The organism is Synechococcus sp. PCC 7335, from assembly GCF_000155595.1.
Lineage (GTDB): Bacteria > Cyanobacteriota > Cyanobacteriia > Phormidesmidales > Phormidesmidaceae > Phormidesmis.
Map to the genome: position 1 here is coordinate 2098633 of NZ_DS989904.1, position 2510 is coordinate 2101142.

Genomic DNA, 2510 nt, shown 5'->3' on the forward strand with positions numbered 1-2510 from the left:
AGTCGAGCGCATTCGACCACTCTGCCACCTCTCCAGGCTTGCCTTTTAGAGATACATCCCGAAGACCGCATCTCGCCTCTAAGTATACGTTGGTAGTCGTTGTTTGCGCCTAACTGCATACCGAAGAGCTTGGCTATATTAGCTTGTTTGTTTTCATCCGTCTACTCTGCTGATGAGCTCACCACAGTAGAGGTTCTGGCATAGAGCTGTTCTTGCGAAACTTGGGTAAAGCTCGAATCGACCCAAACGAGATTAATCGATTCAACCGTTCCTTGGTTGAGCGTGACAAGAGAAAAGCTACGCCGCTCGCCCCCAGACGTCGCTTCGATGCGAGGAACGTTGGCAGCATTAAAGTAGATGGTGCCTTTGGTATCGCTGGCTACTCTGGTGCGAAGCTGGTCTGAATTTTTGAGCTGGTGGTGCATGTGTCCAAAGGTGACAAGCGGCACCTGTTTTCCCGCTGCCTGAGTCAGGGCGATCGCGTCTGCAAAGTCAGGATCACCGTAGTCGCCACCGTTTTTACCCCAGTCCTTCCCGCAGGGATCTCCTGGGCGATCACCTAGGCCATAGGGGCCTACATGCCCAACAAAAATAATCGTGCTATGTTCGGCTTCATCGGCGGCAGCCAGAATCAGATCGAGGGACTCATCGAAGCTATTGATATCGAATCTATCGCGATAGAACTTGCGATAGCGCCATTTTGACCCTCCCCAACTAAAGGGTCTGCCGCCTACCACTGTCAGCCCGAATTGGGGAAACTCACGCTTACCAAAGCCAATATGAGCTTCCCCTAGCAAATCCATTTGAAGCTGCACCCAGTCTTCTTTTTCTCTATCGTAAGGACAATTTTGTACACCTTTTGCGCTGGCTGAGTAGTAGGCATCGTGATTGCCCATGACAGCAGCTTTTGGTACCTCAACAGCGGCAATGCGCCGAACGACTTCCACAGCTTCGTTCCCATAGTCACCGACGAAAAGGGCTAGATCAACCTCTAAATGCTCGAGAGCTGCGTTGTCTTCCAGCTCCCATAGATCGTGGATGTCTCCGATAACGGCTATTTTGACGATTGAGTGAGACACAATGAACCTTTTGCAGGGGGGGGGAAGACCGGTTTGGTACTGCCAGTTTGGCCACTATAACGATCTGCATTTAGCTTGAATGATCTATACTCGCCTAGCACCGTTACCAAGTGCTACAACCCTTGATAGATGAAGCTAAGCGCTTCGTAATTTGCTGTAGGCATAGCCTTCTCTATGAATATGCATTCAGCATGCAATATCCAAGAAAGTTATTGGCAGCGATCTGGTAAAAAAACAGTAAAAGGGATGATAAACACTTTCTTCAGCATATCTCAAACGTCTATGAAACAGTTGGACTAACTAGGCTGCTTTAATGAATAGATGTTGTGAAAGTTTGGTGTGAGCGCTATGGCTAAGCGAGTTGTGCTGACTGATTTGGACGAAGCTTTAGGTGAAGGGTGGTTAGAAATACCAGAGAGCATTCCAAAAGTGAAGTCAGTGCTAGCCCAGCTACGAGCGACTGGCTCATCGGTCGTCTTATTTTCGGTCGGCGATCGCCTCCAGCTAGAGCTTATCCGTCGAACGCTAGAGATCAATGATCCTTTTATTGTCGAAAGTGGCAGCGCTATTTTTACGCCCGTCGATCAAAACCCGTTTGAAATGCCATTGGGCGATCGCGACGGTGCCTACTTTGTGATGCAGCTTGGCTGCCCTTACGTGCAAGCTAGAGCTGGGCTAAGAGTGATTGCCAATATGATCTCTTATCCGCTAAAAGGCTTCGGTGACTTTACCATCCCCCAGCTACAGCGTTTGGTCGGTTTAAGCGAAGAGGCAGCTCACCAAGCAAAGGCAAGAGAATTTAGTGAGCTATTTATGACCCCTAAAGCAATAGAGCCGACAGTATTGAAACAAGCGGCTGAAGCGGTGGGATTCAACGTGATCTGGCGAGCGGCTGAAGAAAGTCGCTTTTCTGAGCTACTGGGTGCGGGCGCTGATCTTACGGCGGCAGTACAGGCCTTGCTATCTGCATATGCGTCATCAGGCGAACCGCTAGCCGTTTTAGGATTAAGTCGTCGCCAGTCAACGCTAGCAGGCCTGCACGCCGCTATAGAGACTATCGGAAACGAGAGTACATTCAAAGAGCACCTGCTAGCTTCTGCTTCAGCCGATAGCTGGATAGAAGCAATTGAATTTTCCGGGTTCTTGTAGCTCAACGATATGGCTGGTGCGCTGAATGGCTGACGAGCTGAAGGCATTACCAAGCAGTTTGGAACGATTTCCATCGTTGTAGAAATCAACTATTCTGCGATGGATAACTTGAGTCCTCAGGATTCCTGTACATTCTCGGGAAGGATATCTGGCCAGTTTTGGTAAATATGACTATAATTAAAACTCATTAATTGGTAGTCTTGATTATTTTCGATATTTCGAGAGAGGAAAGTCTGTGTTTGCTACTGCTAGCGTCTCCCCTGTTCAAAGGGCGTTTCCAAA

General features: G+C 48.7%; 2 protein-coding genes. One reads left to right on the plus strand and one right to left on the minus strand.

Annotated features, from left to right (window positions below):
* Positions 1-161 precede the first annotated feature (161 nt).
* Positions 162-1079: a TIGR04168 family protein gene (locus S7335_RS09215; protein WP_006455168.1), complete on the minus strand. Its 918-nt coding sequence runs from the start codon at positions 1077-1079 to the stop codon at positions 162-164.
* A 348-nt stretch (positions 1080-1427) separates the two neighbouring features.
* Between S7335_RS09215 and S7335_RS25860 the strand changes: the two genes are divergently transcribed.
* The gene (locus tag S7335_RS25860; RefSeq protein ID WP_006457419.1) at positions 1428-2228 is read left to right on the plus strand and encodes a hypothetical protein; all 801 of its coding nucleotides are present in this window, start codon (positions 1428-1430) and stop codon (positions 2226-2228) included.
* The last annotated feature ends 282 nt before the right edge of the window (positions 2229-2510 follow it).